Source organism: Chitinophagales bacterium (assembly GCA_040877935.1).
Lineage (GTDB): Bacteria > Bacteroidota > Bacteroidia > Chitinophagales > CAIOSU01 > JBBDNB01.
Map to the genome: position 1 here is coordinate 1 of JBBDNB010000058.1, position 17,730 is coordinate 17,730.

At 38.5% G+C, this 17,730-nt stretch carries 19 protein-coding genes; 16 read left to right on the forward strand and 3 right to left on the reverse strand.

Translation table 11 applies throughout. The annotated features are described in order from the left end of the window. Positions 1-63 precede the first annotated feature (63 nt). The 7 genes from WD048_16285 (at position 64) to hflC (ending at position 6,441) form a co-directional block, all read left to right on the forward strand. Positions 64-261 carry a DUF6722 family protein gene (locus WD048_16285; protein MEX0813777.1) on the forward strand — a complete coding sequence of 66 codons (198 nt, stop codon included), beginning with the start codon at positions 64-66 and terminating at the stop codon, positions 259-261. Positions 262-634: 373 nt separating this feature from the next. Then, positions 635-1,906 carry an Nramp family divalent metal transporter gene (locus WD048_16290; protein MEX0813778.1) on the forward strand — a complete coding sequence of 424 codons (1,272 nt, stop codon included), beginning with the start codon at positions 635-637 and terminating at the stop codon, positions 1,904-1,906. Positions 1,907-2,060: 154 nt separating this feature from the next. Next, positions 2,061-3,293, forward strand: a complete 1,233-nt coding sequence (locus WD048_16295; GenBank protein MEX0813779.1) for an OmpA family protein — start codon at positions 2,061-2,063, stop codon at positions 3,291-3,293. 230 nt (positions 3,294-3,523) lie between these two features. Next, the gene (locus WD048_16300; GenBank protein MEX0813780.1) at positions 3,524-4,048 is read left to right on the forward strand and encodes a hypothetical protein; all 525 of its coding nucleotides are present in this window, start codon (positions 3,524-3,526) and stop codon (positions 4,046-4,048) included. A 134-nt stretch (positions 4,049-4,182) separates the two neighbouring features. Continuing rightward, on the forward strand, positions 4,183-4,362 hold the full coding sequence (locus WD048_16305) for a hypothetical protein (GenBank protein MEX0813781.1): 180 nt from the start codon (positions 4,183-4,185) through the stop codon (positions 4,360-4,362). Between the two features lie 163 nt (positions 4,363-4,525). Then, a complete protein-coding gene (gene hflK, locus WD048_16310; GenBank protein ID MEX0813782.1) occupies positions 4,526-5,506 on the forward strand; it encodes an FtsH protease activity modulator HflK in 981 nt (326 codons plus the stop codon). Next, entirely contained in the window at positions 5,503-6,441 is a 939-nt protein-coding gene (hflC, locus tag WD048_16315; GenBank protein ID MEX0813783.1) for a protease modulator HflC, read from the forward strand. Before hflK ends, hflC begins: the two co-directional genes overlap by 4 nt. On the opposite strand, the gene WD048_16320 is transcribed toward hflC, so the two are convergent. Further along, positions 6,438-7,787: an SDR family oxidoreductase gene (locus WD048_16320; protein ID MEX0813784.1), complete on the reverse strand. Its 1,350-nt coding sequence runs from the start codon at positions 7,785-7,787 to the stop codon at positions 6,438-6,440. The two genes, hflC and WD048_16320, sit on opposite strands and share 4 nt — an antisense overlap. Positions 7,788-7,945: 158 nt before the next feature. Here WD048_16320 and WD048_16325 point away from each other — a divergent pair, with 158 nt between their 5' ends. The 7 genes from WD048_16325 to WD048_16355 all read left to right on the forward strand — a co-directional run bounded on the left by WD048_16325 (position 7,946) and on the right by WD048_16355 (position 13,137). Next, positions 7,946-8,248, forward strand: a complete 303-nt coding sequence (locus tag WD048_16325) for a hypothetical protein (protein ID MEX0813785.1) — start codon at positions 7,946-7,948, stop codon at positions 8,246-8,248. A 134-nt stretch (positions 8,249-8,382) separates the two neighbouring features. Beyond that, entirely contained in the window at positions 8,383-8,679 is a 297-nt protein-coding gene (locus tag WD048_16330) for a muconolactone Delta-isomerase family protein (GenBank protein ID MEX0813786.1), read from the forward strand. A 1-nt stretch (position 8,680) separates the two neighbouring features. Then, the gene (locus WD048_16335; GenBank protein MEX0813787.1) at positions 8,681-9,685 is read left to right on the forward strand and encodes a hypothetical protein; all 1,005 of its coding nucleotides are present in this window, start codon (positions 8,681-8,683) and stop codon (positions 9,683-9,685) included. Then, complete coding sequence (locus tag WD048_16340; protein ID MEX0813788.1) at positions 9,682-10,527, forward strand: sugar phosphate nucleotidyltransferase; 846 nt, start codon at positions 9,682-9,684, stop codon at positions 10,525-10,527. The genes WD048_16335 and WD048_16340 overlap by 4 nt, the downstream gene beginning before the upstream one ends. Beyond that, entirely contained in the window at positions 10,524-11,378 is an 855-nt protein-coding gene (locus WD048_16345) for an SDR family oxidoreductase (protein MEX0813789.1), read from the forward strand. The genes WD048_16340 and WD048_16345 overlap by 4 nt, the downstream gene beginning before the upstream one ends. A 262-nt stretch (positions 11,379-11,640) precedes the next feature. Beyond that, positions 11,641-12,522 (forward strand): MerR family transcriptional regulator, encoded by an 882-nt coding sequence (locus WD048_16350; protein MEX0813790.1) that lies wholly within the window; start codon positions 11,641-11,643, stop codon positions 12,520-12,522. 93 nt (positions 12,523-12,615) lie between these two features. After that, on the forward strand, positions 12,616-13,137 hold the full coding sequence (locus tag WD048_16355; GenBank protein MEX0813791.1) for an RNA polymerase sigma factor: 522 nt from the start codon (positions 12,616-12,618) through the stop codon (positions 13,135-13,137). An 85-nt stretch (positions 13,138-13,222) separates the two neighbouring features. Here WD048_16355 and WD048_16360 read toward each other — a convergent pair whose 3' ends face one another. Both WD048_16360 and WD048_16365 read right to left on the reverse strand, forming a co-directional pair. Further along, on the reverse strand, positions 13,223-13,519 hold the full coding sequence (locus WD048_16360; GenBank protein ID MEX0813792.1) for a hypothetical protein: 297 nt from the start codon (positions 13,517-13,519) through the stop codon (positions 13,223-13,225). A gap of 87 nt (positions 13,520-13,606) precedes the next feature. After that, positions 13,607-14,182, reverse strand: a complete 576-nt coding sequence (locus tag WD048_16365) for a sigma-70 family RNA polymerase sigma factor (GenBank protein ID MEX0813793.1) — start codon at positions 14,180-14,182, stop codon at positions 13,607-13,609. 177 nt (positions 14,183-14,359) lie between these two features. Between WD048_16365 and uvrA the strand changes: the two genes are divergently transcribed. Beyond that, on the forward strand, positions 14,360-17,182 hold the full coding sequence (uvrA, locus tag WD048_16370; GenBank protein ID MEX0813794.1) for an excinuclease ABC subunit UvrA: 2,823 nt from the start codon (positions 14,360-14,362) through the stop codon (positions 17,180-17,182). Beyond that, the gene (locus WD048_16375; GenBank protein MEX0813795.1) at positions 17,179-17,715 is read left to right on the forward strand and encodes an SRPBCC family protein; all 537 of its coding nucleotides are present in this window, start codon (positions 17,179-17,181) and stop codon (positions 17,713-17,715) included. The genes uvrA and WD048_16375 overlap by 4 nt, the downstream gene beginning before the upstream one ends. Positions 17,716-17,730: the final 15 nt, after the last annotated feature.

The window sequence follows — 17,730 nt, forward strand, 5'->3', positions numbered from 1 at the left end:
TTCACAGAATTATATCAACATCTTTTTTGTTGATATCCAACCCTTGATTCGCATTTGTAATCTATGGACAAGGATTTGCGGAAAGAAATTGGTAAATTTTTCGTTGACGTGGCTAAGTTATTAATTGGCGGAGCGGTACTATCATCAGTTTTGAAAATTCAAGGGATATCCAGCACTGTTGTCATGATTGTCGGAACGGCAGTTGCAATTATTTTCGCAATTCTAGGGTTTTCCATTATGAGTATGAAGGACAAAAAATAAAAATTAAGCATATGGATTTCGTAATTCTTTCTATTATTCTTCTTGTAGCGGGCTTGATTGCGTATGCCTTGATCAGATATGATGCTTCAAGACAGACAAAGCATTGATAGAATGTCGTTAATCAGCCAATACGAATAGACCTGTTCAGACCAGCCGGGCACGCATTCGCCCTGCTTCAGTCAGGCTATGCTGCAAAATGCGCGCCAGTGGGTTTTTCATGCTCTATATGAGCCGATTAGGGATTTTAATCGGCTCAATATCCGCTTTATTTTGAGTTGATTAAAATTGAATTCCGTCAGTTGAAGAGTTGTTTTTAGACAATTTTTTAAATCAAAATATGCCTTTCTTTGAACCAGGAATATTTTGATCGATCATGCCAAAATCCAATATCTTAAAAACCATAGGGCCGGGGATTTTATTTGCCTCTACGGCCATTGGCGTATCGCATTTGGTGCAATCGACCCGGGCAGGTGCGGATTACGGATTTGCGCTTTGGTGGGCCATTGTACTGGCCAATTTGATGAAATATCCCTTTTTTGAATACGGGTCGCGCTATGCCTCTGCCAGTGGCGAAAGTATTATTGATGGCTATCAGCGCATTGGCAAATGGATGCTCTTGCTTTATTTTTTGATTACGGTGTGTTCCATGTTTTTCGTGGCAGCAGCAGTTGGGGCAGTTACGGCCGGTTTTTTGGACAATCTCTTTGGCATTTCCCAACTCATCCCCTGGCTGAAAATCCCGGCAGCTACAGTTTTGTTTTTGGTCTGTGTGTTGATTTTATTATTGGGAAAATACAAAGCCCTGGATGGATTGATCAAAATTATTGCTACAGTAATGCTTTTGGCCACCCTTGCAGCATTTGTATTGACATTGAAAAATGGCCCAGTTGCAGAGATCAGCACCATTTCCAGTCCTGAAACATGGACTCCGGGCGGCATTGCCTTTATCATCGCATTGATGGGCTGGATGCCCACGGCAGTGGATCTGTCGGCATGGAACAGCCTCTGGACTTTGGAGCGAATCAAGGAAACAGGCTATAAACCAAAACTGAAAGAAACCCTGTTCGATTTCAATATTGCCTACCTGATTTCCGCATTGCTTTCCCTGTGTTTTTTGACCCTGGGCGCCTTTTTGATTTACGGAACCAATATCGAGTTGCCCGATTCCAGCGCGGCATTTGCCAGTTTTGTGATCGATCTTTATACCCAATCCATTGGCAATTGGAGCTATTTCATTATTGCCGTTGCAGCCTTTGCCATTATGTTTGGGACCAGCATTGGTGTTTTTGACGGCTATGCTCGAAGCCTGGAAAAATCCACATCACTGCTTTTTAAAGGCGGTTTTTTTGAAAAAGCCATTGAAACACGGCAGGTGTATATGGCTTCGGTTTTAGTGGTTGCCGGTGGAGCCTATTTGCTCATTTATTCCTTTAGCGGACAACTAAAAGCCCTGGTAGATTTGGCCACCACCATTTCATTTTTGATTGCCCCGCTCATTGCCATTGTCAATTTCAGATTGGTGCATGCGCCCTATGTTGCCAAAGAAGCAGTACCGCCTTTATGGCTGAAAATATTGAGTTATACGGGCATCATTTTCCTCAGCGGATTTGCCTTGTGGTTTCTTTATATCCGGCTTTTACAATGATTGGGTGAAAACCTATAAATTTGAGACATAGCGTTCTGACGATCTTTCTAAACGCTTTACAACTATATTAACTTGTGTTCAAAAATTCAGATTTCAAATCGTCTGACTTCTTTTCTGAATAGATAAGGTATATTTCAGCTAATACACATCAATTATGACAAGGCATAATAATTCCCATATTTACTCCAAGAGAATACTGATATCAGTACTATTCTTATTTTATATGGGGATTTCATCCGTTAAATCACAAGTTAATTTACTTTTAAATGGAGATTTTGAGCAAACAAGAGAAGCCAAAATAAAAATGCTTGTAGATCAATTTGGAAATAAGCAAGAATTTGAACTAAATGACTCAAGTCTATTAGAGGCATTTCACCCTCATACGGATGATGTTCGTGTAATGTCGATGTATTGGAATTATGTGGAGGATTCAACTGGGCCAGGAAATGTACTAATGTACAATGCTTTAAGCTCAAAAGACAGTAATGCCTATAGCGGGAAAGTATATTCTAAAATTATTATAATGAACATGAATTACCTGCCCAATGAATATAGAGTTGATAATCTTGCTGGTAAATTAAGAAGACCTTTAGTCAAAGGACAAAAATACAAGGTGCGTTTTTATTTGAAATTTTTCAGTGGGAATCATTACAGTAAAAGTATTTGTGTAGGTTTTTTAAATAAGATGACACCATATAGTATAGGCATCAATAAATCGAACAAAGAGCCAATATACCGCCATAATATAGAACCAGTGTGGTGTTTAGGTTCAGTTTTGAGAGATTCAGTTGTTTATAATGAAATAGAATTCAATTACACGGGCACTGGCGATGAACAATACATCTACATCGGGAATTTACTTTATGAAAAAACTTCATATTGGAAAGAACAAAACCTGAAGGAGAATTTTCATCCAATAAAAAATTCTAAGAAAAACAAAAGAACTTCCCAAAACATCAACTCCATATATGCTATAGACAGAATAAGTATTAGGGCAATTGACACAAGTTCGAATATTGCTTTAAAAATGAAACAACAGCCTGATTTTGAAGAACCCAATAGTCCTCATAAATTAGACACAGTTCACGCCTATACCTATTATTTTGATTTTAACGAGGATAAGTCAAATGCAGATATAAGTAAAATACTATCATATTTGAAAAATGATAATGAAATTTCCAGTGTATTGATCATTGGGCATACTGATAGTATTGGAACAAATGAATACAATCAGATACTTTCCAAAAATAGAGCATTATTTATTTCTGAATTGATAAAACAGCAAATTGAAATTCCAATTTCCATTAAAGGAATGGCTTATTCAAAAATGTTATCGAGAGAAAATAACTCTTTAAACAGGAGGGTTGAAATTTATTACACATATTGATGTGTCCCTTTAATTTTGTCCCCTTAACTGCTTTTTTTGCTGTATGGTCAAGGTTTTCTATTGAATCAAAAAAATGATAAAAAATCTGAGTTTGAAACATAGCGGTCGGACGAATTCCTGAAAAGTATTCGAACGAGTTGAGTGCGTTCAAAAGTTCAACAAATTATTCGTCTGACCGCTTTTCGGAGCAGAACAAGAAATGTTTATTAATTTCATCCCAAAGCGATTAAATGAACAATCACTTAGAAGAAATAATAATTGAGCTGGCAAATGAAAATGTAAGCTTTATAATCTCAGGCGGAGTGGCAGGAGTATTGCACGGTTTAGAAAGAATGACCCTGGATCTTGATATTTCCGTAGATCGCAAGCCTGAAAATTTAAAGCGCTTTATAGCTGTAATGAAAAAATTGAATATGGTTCCTCGCGCCCCTGTTCAGCCAGAAATCTTTCTTGATGATGAATTGCTTAATAAAATAGCAAAAGAGAAAAATGCGCTTGTTTTTACTTTTATTGACATTGACAATCCATATAAGCAAGTAGATATTTTTATTACAAAGCGTATGGGCTACAATGTTTTATTGGAGGATACGGAAGAAAAAGAGATGTATGGAGTTAAAATTAGGTATTTGACAATTGAGAAGTTAATAGAACTAAAACAGAAAATTGAACCTATGCGTTCTAAAGACAAATGGGATATAGATGAGCTGAAAAAAATACTGGCAATTAAAAAAGGCAATGGATCAAAAGAAAAATAAAAAGCCCCGAATAGAATTATAGCGGTCAGACGGATATGTTGATTGATTGGGAAACTAATTGAGCCATATCGGAGATTCGGATAAGTTAGCCGTCCGACCGCTTTTCGAACCTGGCGAAATAATGATTGAACACCATGAACCATAAAAAAAACAAAAAGCCCCAACTCGATCTATCAAAATTGCGCAAGGAAGATTTTGATGGGCATACCGATTTTCTAAAGCTTACTCCTGAACAAAGGTTGGATTGGTTGGCAGCAGCCGTTCAGTTTTATTACAAGCACGGCAATAAGCCGTTCGACAAAAAGAAAGCCTGAGTTTTACATAAGTTATCATTTAGCCAAATTTCACTAATTCAATTTTAACCCGGAATATGCATTAGGAAATCTATTGCAGCATGAAATCACTATCGTTATAATGCCCTATTCCCGTTTATTTTTCTTAATTTTAAGCAAAACACAATTAAACAAAAAATAATTTATGAGTCAGGAAAGACCAAAAATCAACATTAACCTATATTGGATAAAACAACACTTGAACAAGATTCTTATTGCGGTATTCATAATCATTGCAGGGGCTACTTCCATACGAACAGTTGGTCCAGAGGAAGAGGGCGTAGTTTTGCAATTGGGCAAATATTCCAGAACTACATTGCCCGGACTTAATTTCATTATGCCATTTGGTATAGAAAAAATGTATAAAATCCCAGTGCAGCGACAGCTCAAACAAGAATTTGGTTTTAGAACAACTTCATCAGGTACTCGCTCTACCTATGATAAAAGACCTTATGTAAATGAATCTACTATGCTGACCGGTGATTTGAATATGGCCGATGTGGAATGGGTAGTACAATACAGAATTCAGGATTCTTATCAATACCTCTTTAGGGTTAGAAATGCAGAAAAAACACTGCACGACATGTCGGAAGCTGCCATGCGCAAAGTGGTTGGGGACAGGACGGTAAATGAAGTATTAACCGTTAAAAGGCAAGAAGTAGCCACTGAAGTAAAAAAAATCCTTCAAGAGCTTTGTGATGATTATGAAAATGGCATCCGTATCGATCAAGTGGTATTGCAAGATGTAAACCCTCCTGAGCCGGTAAAAGCTTCATTCAATGCCGTAAACCAAGCACAGCAGGAAAAAGAAACCTTGATCAACCAAGCGGAATCGGATTACAACAAAGTAATTCCCCGTGCCAAAGGTGAGGCAGAGGAAACCATAGAATTAGCAGAAGCCTATGCCCTCAACAGGGTCAATCGTGCACAGGGTGAGGCCAATCGTTTTGAAGATATTTACAAATCCTACATAAAAGCACCAGAGGTAACAAAAAAAAGATTGTACCATGAAACGATGGAGACTGTTTTGCCAAAATTGGGAAATAAAATTATTGTAGATGAAAATGGGAGCAATGTACTGCCCCTTTTGAATTTAGAAGGATATAAAAAAGGAATGACGAAATGAAGTTAAGAGATAGATTAATAATTATAGGAATCGCAATAGTGGCCATTGTAGTATTCAATAGCTACTTTATTTTAGATGAAAAGGAACAGGCTATTGTGACCCAATTTGGAAAACCCATTGGCGAACCAAGGACAGAACCCGGAGTAAATTTCAAAATCCCATTTATCCAAAGAGTACAGTTTTTTGACAAACGATACCTGGAATGGGATGGCGATGCCAATCAAATTCCCACCAAGGACAAGAAATTCATCTTTGTAGATACTTATGCAAGGTGGGAAATCACAAACCCTTTACAGTTTTTCAAAAGATTAAGGAACGAGCGTTCCGGACAATCTAGGCTGGATGATATTTTAGATGGCGAAACCCGAAATGCAGTGGCTGGAAATGAATTGTTGGATATTGTGCGTTCAGAAAACCGAGAGCCTGAAGTAATTGAAGATTATATGGAAGACATGGAGGTACTCGAAGACATTTCTGTAGGACGTGAAAAAATAGAAGCAGAAGTTTTGAAAAAGGCCAATGAGCGTTGTACAGACTTGGGAATCAGAATATTGGATTTCAGGTTTAAGCGCATCAATTATGTAGATGATGTTAGAGATCGAGTGTATGAAAGAATGATAAGTGAGCGCAAGAGAATTGCAGACCAGTTCAGGTCGCAGGGTGAAGGAGAAGCCAGATCAATTCAGGGAGATAAAGAACGTGATCTGGCCAAAATACAATCAGAAGCATACAAAACAGCCGAGGAAATAAGAGGTCGTGCAGATGCTAAAGCCACTAATATTTATGCAAATGCATACAACAAAAACAGGGCTTCCCGTGAATTGTATTCTTTTTTAAGAGCCATGGAAAGCTTTGAAAAATCAATGGATGAAAAAACCAACCTGATCCTAAGCACGGATAGTGAATACTTTAAGTATATGAAGTCTATTGATTAAGCGCCCATAAAATTACCGCCACAAACCCTTACGCATTGTCCATTTATAGCCCTGGCTGCGGGTAGTGAAAGATACAATGCCAATTCGGCAACATCATCGGGTGTACCGCCTTGCTGAAATGCGGAAAGTCTTCTTGCGCCCTCACGTGTGAAAAAGGGCATTTTAGCCGTCATATCTGTTTCTATAAAGCCTGGCGCAATAGCATTGAACACCATGTCCAAATGCTTTTTATTCCGTGCCATAGCTGCACAATATTCAATCAATGCGGCTTTACAAACCACATAATTACTTTGTCCATAATTGCCTGACAAGCCGGAGATAGAAGACAAATGCGTTATGCGCGCATTCGCATTGAAAGTCCCTTGCTCCATCAGTTCTTTGTTAATATTTACGATAGCGCGAAAATTAATGTCAAGAACACGTTTCCACCAATCTTCAGGCATATTTGCCAGTGTTTTATCTTTTGTGATACCAGCATTGTGCACCAATATATCCAATCCCTTTTCCCCAAATTTTTCATGCAGAATATTAGGCAATTCAGGATCTGTGACATCGGCAAGTATTAATTTGCCTTTGATTTTTCTCATAACACGCTTTGCCTCAATCTCCTGAGGGGGAATATCCAATATATAAACCAATGCTCCTTCGCCAGCCAGCTTTTCTGCTATAGCTGCTCCTATACCTTTTGATCCACCGGTAACCAATGCGTTTTTTCCTTCAAGTGCTTTTTCTACTGTTAAATCACTTTCTGTTTTTTGCAAATTTAAGCGCACAGATTGACCACTGACATAAGCAGAATGCTCACTCAACCAAAATGCAAAATGTTGCGTAATTCCATTCAGCAATACTTCATCAGATACTTGTCTTACATCATTTATAAAAAGTACATTGGCACTTATACCTTTTTTCCCCGACTCTTTAGCCAAAGTTTTTATCAGACCCAGCATAGCCCTGCTCATGGTTTGTTGAGCTACAGTTTCTGCTTTTCCTTCAGCCAGTATCAATATTCTTCCATTAGTCGAAAGCTTCTTTAATAGTGGTTTAAAGAAAAAATAAGCTTCATCAAGGTCTTGATACCCTGTAAATGATAATGAATTGAATATTAATATATTAGGCCTTCCTTCCTCATCTGCTGATTTATAGGTATTTGCACCTAATTTTTCAAGAGCCTGCAAAAATACTTCATTTTTGAAACCAAATTCACTCAATATTACTTTCTTTGCTTCCAATGGAGTATCAGTGTATGGCTTACTGGCTCTGTTTAAATATGGTGGTAATGGCAGAGGAAGTTTTAAAGATTTAACCAATGACCTCAACCATTTTTTTTCCAATAAATAATCGCTCATTGTTTGAGTTTTTTGTTAATTTTTAAATAAATATTTGTACTGGGATTTGCGCTAAAATAAGGTATTCAAATTGGCAAAATAAATGGAATTGAAAATTTTGCGACTGCTTATGTCACATTTTTTTTAAAAACCGTATAACAGGATTAAAAATCAGCGTCATGGAAAAAAAGAGACGACTCATCAGCATGGACAAACTTCCCATTGAGATTCACACTGAATTTCAAAAGCGTTACCCAAACGGGTATAGACGCTATATTCAGAAAATCACAAATCATAAAAGAGAGGTGCTCTACTGCGTACCGGTAGAAACCGATGACAGTTTATGGATGATCAAGGTGAAATTTAATAATAATGGAGGTCTGGAAAAACCCGTCATACCTGAGTTAGATGAGGATGACGATGAAAATGAAGTAATGGATACTGATGATGGTGACATTCCTATACCTGATTCCGAGGAATAAACTTCAGAACCACTCAGAATAAAGCTATTCTATAAGAAAGCCTGCATTTGGCTGCCTTTTTCTATTTGCGTATTTTTAGTTCCTTAAAGCCATTCTGGTGCACTAAATTTCACCTTGAATAAAAATCACTTATAATGAAACAATTCCTGATTGATATTCAGCTTCCAATAAATATTTCAGAAAATTTCATCAAACAAATTCCTGATCAACACGAACAAATTGAGCAGATGATGGAATCAGGAGTTATCCGCTCCTATTCTCTGAGTGCAGATCGCAGCAGACTTTCTATGGTCTTCAATGCAGATCATTCAGATAAAGTACAGGAAATATTACAAGAATTTAAGCTCTACGAATATTTCGATACCACTGTCACAGAGTTGTTTTTCTACAAAGAAGCTCCTGAACAACTCCCCGCCATTTCACTAAACTGATATGTTTGAAGCAAAGTCTTATCCAAGAGCAGCACTGATCGGCAATCCTTCCGATGGCTATTTTGGAAAGTGCATTGCTTTTGTGTTTTCTGATTTTTCGGCCAATGTAAAAGCTGAAGTAGGGGAAAGCTGGCAAATCATATCGCCCGCTGAAGAAGAACAATTTCCTACAATTGAAATACTGAATCAAAGCATCAGGGAGTATGGCTATTTTGGAGGAAAGCCATTGATGTTGGCGAGCTTAAAAGTCTTTACTGATTTTGCAAAAAAACAGAATTGGAAACTGCCCGATACTGCACTCAGTATAAAATACAGTTCTGATATTCCCTTGAGAGTGGGACTTGCAGGTTCCAGTGCATTGATCACAGCCTTGTTTCGCGTTTTGCTTCAATGGGCCGATAAAGAAATTGCACCGACAGTACTTGCCAATTTGGTACTATCAGTAGAAAAAGAGGAGCTGGGAATTGGTGCAGGACTTCAAGATCGAGTAGCTCAGGCCTACGAACATCCTGTTTTTATGGATTTTGATAAATCCATTATGGAAAAACAGGGCTTTGGCCAATACCACAAAATCAAGCTGGATACTATACAAGACTGTCTTTTCATTGTTTATTCACAAGAACTTTCAGAAGGTTCAGAAGTAGTTCACAATACTTTCCAAAAGGATTTCAGCAACAATAAACCCGAAGCACTCCGGGCGATTGAAAGTTGGAAATCCATTGCCGATGCGTTTTATTCTGCGCTGCAAACGGGAAACAATGCAAGACTTGCTGAGCTAATGAATGAAAATTTCAAGCTTAGGGAAAAGGTAATGCCGCTGCAAAAAGCACAGGTAAAGCTGGTGAAAAAAGTAAGCGCTACCGGAGTGGCAGCAAAATTCTGTGGTTCAGGCGGGGCTGTACTCGCCCTTGCAGATTCGCCAGAAGCAAGAGACTATTGCTGCGATCAATTAAGGGCTGAAGGGCTTGCGGTGATAAAACCACAAATTGTATATTCGCAGGCATGAGCGATCTACTTCGAAAAGCAGTTATCCCCATTGCCGGTTTTGGCATAAGAATGCTCCCATTAAGCAAAGCAGTTCCTAAGGAATTGCTCCCCATAAACGGACTTCCTGTTGTGCATCATGTAGTTGCAGAAGCCGTAGCTTCGGGTTGTGAGCAAATCCTTTTCATCAGCAGGCCGGGCAAAAGGGCCGTTGAAAATTACTTCAGGGAAGATCCCGCATTGGAAAAGATACTTGCTGAAAAAGGACAGCTCCATTTACTTGAATCATTGATTGAGCTCCGCAGTAGGTTTGAGCTTAAAGTGATTGACCAGGAAAAACAAAACGGGTTGGGCGATGCCATTGCCTGTGCAAAGGATTTTGTGGGAAACGATCATTTTGCCGTATTGCTGGGCGATGCCATTTTGTACAGCGATGAACATTCTGTTTTAAGCCAAATGCTCGATGTTCACAAGCAACACCATGCATCGGTAATTGCAGTGGAAGAGGTGCCAATGGAAAAAGTCAGTAAGTATGGAATAGTGGGCGGACTCCACATGGACAGCAAACTTGTAGATGTAAACAAGCTGGTAGAAAAACCTTCACCTGAAGACAGCCCCTCAAACCTTGCTGTAGCTGCGAGGTATATTTTATCCCCTGCCATTTTTGACTATTTAGAAAAAACAGGAAAAGGGAAAGGCGGAGAATTACAAATCAGTGATGCATTGCACAAAATGGCGCAATCCCATAAAATAATGGCCTTGAAATTCGCTGGAAAAAGACTGGATATTGGCAATCCCAAAGATTTTCTCGAGGCCAATAATTATTTGCACGCTACAAGAAACAGAAAAAATGCTGAGCTATGAAAGGCAAAGTTGTGGCCATCACTGGTGCCAATGCCGGAATCGGCTTTTATACGGCCAAAGCACTTTTGGAAAAAGGTGCAGAAGTAGTAATGTTTTGCAGAAACCTTGAAAAAGCAGAAAATGCCAAACAGAAACTGATTGCCGACACCGGAAATGATAAAGTGAAAACAATTCAGGCCAATATGGCTTCTTTTGCTTCTATTGAAAAAGCCTGTAAAACTTTTTTATCGAAATACGACAAACTCGATGTACTGGTCAATAATGCCGGAGTGATGCGCACCCAATTTGCATTGAGTGAGGACGGGATTGAACAAACCATGGCCATCAATCATTATGCTTATTTCCTGATGTGCTATTATTTGATGCCTGCACTAAAAAAAGCAGAAAATGCCAGGATTGTAAATGTAGCCTCCAGGGCGCATGAAGGTGTGAAAATGGATGTGGACTCGCTCAATGAAAAATCACATTTCAATTTTAGAAAGCAATACAAACTTTCGAAGTTGGCCAATGTGCTGTTTACCTATAAACTGGCCGACCTTTTGAAAGACAGCAGTATAACAGTCAATTGCCTTGATCCCGGACTGGTAAAAACCGATCTGGGCAAAAAAGCCGGAAGCAAATTAATAGCCTGGGCCTGGTCGCTTTTCACCTTAACCGGAATTAGTCCTGAAAAAGGCGCAAAAACTTCAGTCTATCTTGCTTCAAGTGAAGAAGTAGAAAATACCTCTGGCAAATACTTTGAGGAATGCCAGGCCTGTGAAAGTTCGGAATTGACTTATGATAAGCAATTACAGGATGCTCTTTGGGAAAAAACAGCAAGGTATACCGGAAAGGGCAATTGGGATGTTTGATTTTTAATTGTTATACTTTTCATTTCTCCCCAGCTTACAAAAGACTGCTTGTGCCTGTTTTTCAAAGAACCTTTACCAAACTCCATTCTAATGACGATAGACTTCCAAAGTCTTATTCCGATAACTATGACGACTTAATTTTTGCTGTGGTGCTTTTTCAAATTTTTGTTTGAATTCAATGATTAATAACGCAGTTTTGCAAAACAATTCCCTTAGTTTTTGTTTAGCTTATTAGATGGATTGCTCCACAAGTATTTTTTGAATGAGTCAATATTCGATAAAAGATTTAGAATTGCTTACCGGCATTAAATCCCATACCTTGCGAATATGGGAAAGCCGCTATAATGTCATTACTCCAAAACGCACCAAAACAAACATTCGCTACTACCTGGATGAAGACCTCAGAAAAATCCTCAATGTAGCCCACTTAAATAAACTTGGTTATAAGATTTCTAAAATTGCCAAACTTTCTGAGGAGGAACGAAATGAACTGGTTCTTGAAAACAGTGTAGATTGCGAACAGATTGAAGGTCAGATTCAATGTCTTACAAAAGCAATGCTCAACTATGACGAGCAAGAATTCAATCATTTGCTGGCGAATGCTACATTGAAAATGGGTTTTGAAAGATGTATGCTTGAAATTGCGTATCCCTTTCTGGAAAAAATCGGAAAATTATGGCAGGCATCTTCTATTTGCGTGGCTCAGGAGCATTTTGTAAGTAATTTATTGCGGCAAAAAATCATTGTTGCCACTGACGGACAAATGCTAAAAGATCCGGAAAACTCAAAGCGTGCAATACTCTTTTGTCCACCCGGAGAAATACACGAGCTCAATTTACTTTTTGTCAATTATATACTGCGCATACGCAATATTCACACTTTATACCTGGGTACAGATATGCCCCTTTGCGATCTCTCTAATGTTAAGGCACATTACAAGCCACATTGTTTTGTTATGGCAATGACCGCAGGTTATGCTCAAAAAAATCAAAGTGCACTTAACGAACAATTAAAAATTCAACTAGGAGATACTCCGGGTTTTTTAATTGGCAGCCTTTGCAATAAAAAATCAGAATGGCATAAAAACATTCACCTCGTTAAAAACATCAAAGAGCTCGAAAAGCAGCTAAAATCATTAGTTTAACTTTGTTTAACTATTTTAAATAAAAAGTTAAACATTTTATTGTTTTTTGTCCCTGTAATTCCTATATTTGAATCAAACAAAAAATAATTGATCATGGCTGTTATGAATTTCACCGATAAAGTTGTCGATTACACAAATAACCTTTTGCCATTTGCGGTAAATCTCACAAAAGACAAAGAATCTGCACATGACTTATTGCAGGAAACTGTTTACAGAGCAATTACAAATGAAGATAAATACCAGAGTGGCACCAACCTCAAAGCGTGGTTGTTTACCATTATGAGAAATATTTTCATCAATAACTACCGCAAAAACCAAAAGCGCAATACGCTGATTGACACGACTGAAAACCTCTATTTTATTAACAATGCAGGCACGGTAATCGAAAATGAATCTTCTACCAATTTTGTAATGGAAGATTTAATGCGCGCTGTAAATAATCTAAGTGATGATTTCAAAATTCCTTTCGTAATGCATTATGAAGGGTTTAAATATCACGAAATTGCAGACAAATTAAACTTGCCACTGGGAACAGTTAAAAGTCGCATTTTCTTTGCCCGTAAAGAATTGAAGTCAAAACTAAAACCATACGACAGAAATAAATACAACCGCTAAGTTTTAGACTAGCCAACAACAAAAAAGCAGGACTTAAATTTAAGCCCTGCTTTTTTGTTGCATCAATCCTAAATATGTAGATTGCTTAATTTTTATGGTTAAGTATTGCGGTAAGCTTACTGAAATTAAGTATGCGATCAATACTTTTCTGAGTCACATCCTGCCCAGTATTAGCAAAATTATCAAGCACATTTTTTGATTCTTCCATTTGAACATATTTTTCCTTCAAAAAGGGATTTCTCAAAAAAGCTTCTTCAATAGCTTGATTTTCAGTGGGCTCTGTCTCATTATACAGCTTTTTGACCAAATAATCATATGTAGATAATTCTTGCATTTTGGCTCTTTTTTTAATGAATGAAAGACAAGCTACTAACGCAAGCATTTCTTAATTATTTTACAAACAAAAAAAGAGCACCCCAAATTAATGGGATACTCTTTGCTTCAAACCCTAAAAATGAAACTATCTTTATTACAATTGAATGTGATTTTCTTCAATGAATTTGCGCATATTAATAAGCGCATAGCGCATACGTCCAAGTGCTGTATTGATACTTACACCAGTGTTTTCTGATATTTCTTTAAAGCTCAAACCTGCATAATGCCGCATAATCACCACTTCTTTTTGCTCTTCAGGCAATTCCTGCAGAATTTTCCTGACTTTATCATGCGTCTCACCGGTAGTGATAATTTCTTCAGCATTGGCGTCATCCAATTTGAGCACATCGAAAATATCAAACTCATCAGAGCCGCTGAACTTTGGCGCTCTTTTGGATTTTCTGAAATGATCAACACATAAATTATGTGCTATTCTCAAAACCCAGGGCAGAAATTTTCCTTCTTCCTTATAATTTCCTGAACGCAAGGTCTTGATAACTTTTATAAAAGTGTCCTGGAAAATATCATTGGCCAGATTAGTATCTTTCACAAAAATTACGATGGCACCGAAAATTCGGTTTCTATGTCGATTGATCAATGTTTCTAATGCCGATTCGTTTCCGTTGAGGTAATCTTTTACCAAAACCTGATCTGTTAATTCTTTCTTCATTCTCATAATCGCTGGCTTTTAGTGATATTTGCAAAAACAATTTGATTCACTACTACCAATAACTGTGCCTATTTTTTTAAGTGTTTGATATTCAGTCAATTAATTGACGTATTAAACTTCATTAAACAACAGTGTACAAAATTTTAAACAGCAAGTGTAGTAATTTGTATTTACCTTATGGAAGTAACAAGCGCAATTAAATCTCCTTTGGAACTGGACCCAAAAAAACACATCATTATAAAAGATGCCCGGGTGCACAATCTTAAATCTATAGATGTAGCAATCCCGAGAAACAAATTGGTGGTAATCACAGGAGTGTCCGGTTCGGGAAAATCTTCATTGGCCATTGACACACTTTATGCCGAGGGCCAAAGGCGCTATGTAGAAAGCCTTTCATCATATGCCCGTCAATTCCTGATGCGCATGGACAAACCCGAGGTGGAATACATCAAAGGGATAAGCCCCGCAATAGCAATTGAGCAAAAAGTAAGTACCCGCAGCTCCCGCTCTACTGTGGGATCGCTCACTGAAATTTATGATTATATGCGCTTGCTCTATGCAAGGGTTGGACAAACCATTTCGCCAATTTCTGGCAAACCGGTAAGGAAACATGAGGTACGCGATGTTGTAGATTTTGTAAAGACATTGCCCGAAGGCGCAAAAATACAGGTGCTTTTTCCGTATCGATTTAGAAAGAAAAATACACTTGAAAAGGAATTGGAATTGCTAAAGCAAAAAGGATTTATCAGAATTGCATTAGGCGACAAAGTTTTACGACTAAAACAGTTGGATGAAGATCCGGCATTGTTTAAAGCATTAAAAAAAGAAGACAAAATAAATATCGTCCTTGACAGACTGGTGCTGAAAAATGAGGCCGAAGAATGGTCGCGGCTTTCCGATTCAGTAGAAACTGCATTTTTTGAAAGCGGTGGCGATTGCTTTATAGAAGTAGTGGGCGAAAAAGTACAGCATTTCTCCAATCGTTTTGAATTGGACGGAATGAGCTTTGAAGAGCCCAATCCGCACTTTTTCAATTTCAACTCTCCCTATGGTGCCTGTCCTGAATGCGAAGGTTTTGGCCTGGTAATAGGCCTGGATGAAGACCTGATTGTCCCTGACAAGAATAAGTCTGTTTATGAAGGAGCCATAGCGCCCTGGCGTGGTGAAAAAATGAAAGTGTGGTTGGACAAGCTTGTGCGCAGTGCTATGGAATTTGATTTTCCCATTCATCGCTCCTACAAGCATTTGAATGAAGCAGAAAAAAAAGTATTGTGGACAGGGAATAAATATTTCCAGGGCTTAAATGATTTTTTCAAAGAGCTGGAACAACAGAGTTATAAAATCCAGTACAGGGTAATGCTTTCCCGATACAGAGGGCGCACAGTTTGTTCTGAATGTGCAGGAAGCCGTTTGAGAAAAGAAGCGGCTTATGTAAAATTTAAAGGCAAATCCATACAGGAATTGCTTTCTATGCCTATTGAGTTATTGAATGAATTTTTCGAAGGCATTACACTCAATAAGCATGAAGAACAAATTGCCGGGCGCTTGATTTTTGAAATAAAATCCCGACTGGTATTTATGTTGGATGTTGGGTTGCCTTATCTTACATTAAACCGCTTGTCTTCCACACTTTCAGGGGGTGAAACACAGCGCATCAATCTAACGCGCTCACTGGGCAGCAATCTAACCGATTCACTTTATATCCTGGATGAACCAAGTATCGGGTTGCACCCGCGCGATACCAATCGCTTGATCAATGTTCTGAAAACATTAAGAGATTTGGGCAATACTGTAATAGTTGTTGAGCACGAAGAGGAAATGATGCGTGCAGCTGACCATATAATTGACATGGGGCCACGAGCAGGACATTTGGGAGGCGAAGTAATGGCTTCAGGAAATTACGGGGAAATTATTGCCCAGGCAAAAAGTCTCACTGGCGCATATTTATCCGGAGCTACAGAAGTACCATTGCCCAAGCATAGAAGAAAATCAGGCAATCACATCAAACTGAGTGGGGTTACCCACCACAATCTCAAGAGTATAGATGTGGAATTTCCGCTGAACAATCTAACAGTTGTAAGTGGTGTGAGCGGCAGCGGGAAAACAACACTAGTCCGCCAGGTATTGGTGCCTGCACTAACTCGCGAACTTGGCGGTACTGCTGATAAACCGGGAACCTTTGAAGATATTAGCGGAGATATTCAGTCAATTGGAAAAGTTGAAATGGTAGATCAGAATCCAATCGGTAAATCTTCCCGCTCAAACCCAGTGACATATATAAAGGCTTATGATGCCATTCGCGAATTGTATGCCAGTCAGCAATTGGCAAAAATGAGAGGGTTTAAGCCCAAACATTTCTCATTTAATGTGGAAGGCGGAAGATGCGAGCATTGTAAAGGAGAAGGAGAAACACTGGTGGAAATGCAGTTTCTGGCAGATATTCACCTTACTTGTGAGGAATGCAAGGGAAAGCGATTCAAGGAAGAAGTGCTGGATGTGACTTATCGCGATGTGAATATTTTCGAATTGCTCGACATGAATATTACGCAGGCCATTGAATTTTTCCAAAAAGACAAAAAAGATATTGCCGCTAAGCTACAGCCGCTGGAAGACGTTGGGCTCGGTTATGTAAAACTTGGGCAATCATCAAATACACTAAGTGGCGGAGAAGCCCAGCGGGTAAAATTGGCTTCCTTTATTGGTAAAGGCACCTCCGATGGTAAAATATTTTTTGTGTTTGATGAACCTACTACCGGACTTCATTTTCACGATATCAATAAATTACTGGCCTCTTTCAATGCTTTGATAGAACAAGGACACACTGTTTTGGTGATTGAACACAATACCGAAGTCATAAAATGTGCCGATTATGTTATTGACCTTGGCCCTGAAGGAGGTGACAAAGGTGGAAGCTTGATTTTTTCAGGCACTCCCGAAGCGCTGGCCGAATGTAAGGAATCCTATACCGGGCAATTTCTTAAAGAAAAAGTTTTCTCATGAAGCGGCTACATTGGTTTATATTGATTTTTAGCAGTGTAGTCTTATTGCTGTTTGTGATAGGTTTTGCTTTGCCCGAAAGAATTTTAGTAGAAACAGAAACCCAAATTAAACGCAATCCCGATGCTGTTCTAGATTACCTGGCCGACTTGCGAAATTGGACAGAATGGAGTCAAATCAATACAGATTATGATGCCTCCCTTGAAATAGAATATTCCGGTGCCCCTGTGGGTGTAGGTTCGGTTAAAACCTGGGAGGGAGAAAATATAGGTGGTGGTGAAATAAAAATTACACGGATTACGCAAATGCCCGTTTTGCATTATATGCTAAAACCCAAAGGTACCGGCTTGCTTTTTGACTGCAAATTTGAAATCAGGGCTGCTGAAGGAAATCAGGCCTCTGATGTGCGCTGGGTAGTAGTAACAGATTTGGGTATGAACCCTGTTATGCGCTATGCAGGGTTTATATTAAAAGGCAGTTTGAAAAGTGAAATTGAAAAGGATATCGAAAAGTTGAGAACAGTTTTAGAGAAATAATTGGTTAAAATTCAC

Excerpts from the sequence above, each read along its gene's own strand:
- WD048_16285 (MEX0813777.1), top strand. The coding sequence starts at position 64 with ATGGACAAGGATTTGCGGAAAGAAATTGGTAAATTTTTCGTTGACGTG.
- WD048_16290 (MEX0813778.1), top strand. The coding sequence starts at position 635 with ATGCCAAAATCCAATATCTTAAAAACCATAGGGCCGGGGATTTTATTT.
- WD048_16295 (MEX0813779.1), top strand. The coding sequence starts at position 2,061 with ATGACAAGGCATAATAATTCCCATATTTACTCCAAGAGAATACTGATA.
- WD048_16300 (MEX0813780.1), top strand. The coding sequence starts at position 3,524 with ATGAACAATCACTTAGAAGAAATAATAATTGAGCTGGCAAATGAAAAT.
- WD048_16305 (MEX0813781.1), top strand. The coding sequence starts at position 4,183 with ATGAACCATAAAAAAAACAAAAAGCCCCAACTCGATCTATCAAAATTG.
- hflK (MEX0813782.1), top strand. The coding sequence starts at position 4,526 with ATGAGTCAGGAAAGACCAAAAATCAACATTAACCTATATTGGATAAAA.
- hflC (MEX0813783.1), top strand. The coding sequence starts at position 5,503 with ATGAAGTTAAGAGATAGATTAATAATTATAGGAATCGCAATAGTGGCC.
- WD048_16320 (MEX0813784.1), bottom strand. The coding sequence starts at position 7,787 with ATGAGCGATTATTTATTGGAAAAAAAATGGTTGAGGTCATTGGTTAAA.
- WD048_16325 (MEX0813785.1), top strand. The coding sequence starts at position 7,946 with ATGGAAAAAAAGAGACGACTCATCAGCATGGACAAACTTCCCATTGAG.
- WD048_16330 (MEX0813786.1), top strand. The coding sequence starts at position 8,383 with ATGAAACAATTCCTGATTGATATTCAGCTTCCAATAAATATTTCAGAA.
- WD048_16335 (MEX0813787.1), top strand. The coding sequence starts at position 8,681 with ATGTTTGAAGCAAAGTCTTATCCAAGAGCAGCACTGATCGGCAATCCT.
- WD048_16340 (MEX0813788.1), top strand. The coding sequence starts at position 9,682 with ATGAGCGATCTACTTCGAAAAGCAGTTATCCCCATTGCCGGTTTTGGC.
- WD048_16345 (MEX0813789.1), top strand. The coding sequence starts at position 10,524 with ATGAAAGGCAAAGTTGTGGCCATCACTGGTGCCAATGCCGGAATCGGC.
- WD048_16350 (MEX0813790.1), top strand. The coding sequence starts at position 11,641 with ATGAGTCAATATTCGATAAAAGATTTAGAATTGCTTACCGGCATTAAA.
- WD048_16355 (MEX0813791.1), top strand. The coding sequence starts at position 12,616 with ATGGCTGTTATGAATTTCACCGATAAAGTTGTCGATTACACAAATAAC.
- WD048_16360 (MEX0813792.1), bottom strand. The coding sequence starts at position 13,519 with ATGCTTGCGTTAGTAGCTTGTCTTTCATTCATTAAAAAAAGAGCCAAA.
- WD048_16365 (MEX0813793.1), bottom strand. The coding sequence starts at position 14,182 with ATGAAGAAAGAATTAACAGATCAGGTTTTGGTAAAAGATTACCTCAAC.
- uvrA (MEX0813794.1), top strand. The coding sequence starts at position 14,360 with ATGGAAGTAACAAGCGCAATTAAATCTCCTTTGGAACTGGACCCAAAA.
- WD048_16375 (MEX0813795.1), top strand. The coding sequence starts at position 17,179 with ATGAAGCGGCTACATTGGTTTATATTGATTTTTAGCAGTGTAGTCTTA.